Origin of the sequence: Pseudomonas sp. FW300-N2F2, from assembly GCF_017351655.1 — a bacterium.
Taxonomy (GTDB): domain Bacteria; phylum Pseudomonadota; class Gammaproteobacteria; order Pseudomonadales; family Pseudomonadaceae; genus Aquipseudomonas; species Aquipseudomonas fluorescens_AA.
Map to the genome: position 1 here is coordinate 1 of NZ_JACNDQ010000015.1, position 415 is coordinate 415.

Here is a 415-nt window from a genome sequence, read left to right on the forward strand (position 1 = left end):
TATCGGCAAACCGGTGGCCAACACCCAGTTCTACCTGCTGGACGAGCACAAACAACCCGTGCCGCTGGGCGTACCGGGCGAAATCTACATCGGTGGTGCCGGGGTTGCTCGCGGTTATCTCAATCGTGATGACCTGACGGCTGAGCGCTTCCTGAAAGATCCATTCAGCAAGGTTCCCAATGCCCGAATGTACAAAACCGGCGACTTGGGTCGCTACCTGCCGGACGGCAACATCGAATACCTGGGCCGCAACGACGATCAGGTGAAGATTCGTGGTTTCCGCATTGAACTGGGCGAGATCGAAGCCAAGCTCGCCCAGGCTCCAAACATCAAGGAAACCGTGGTCCTGGCCCGTGAAGACGTGCCGGGCGACAAGCGCCTGGTGGCCTATTTCACCCAGCATTCGCCAGACGAA

Annotated in this window: 1 protein-coding gene; it reads left to right on the forward strand. The window is 58.6% G+C overall.

Annotation, left to right across the window (positions count from 1 at the left end; translation table 11 throughout):
• Window positions 1-415 (forward strand): AMP-binding protein (locus J4E63_RS30685; protein ID WP_207284219.1); only part of this gene is annotated, 415 nt, incomplete at both ends.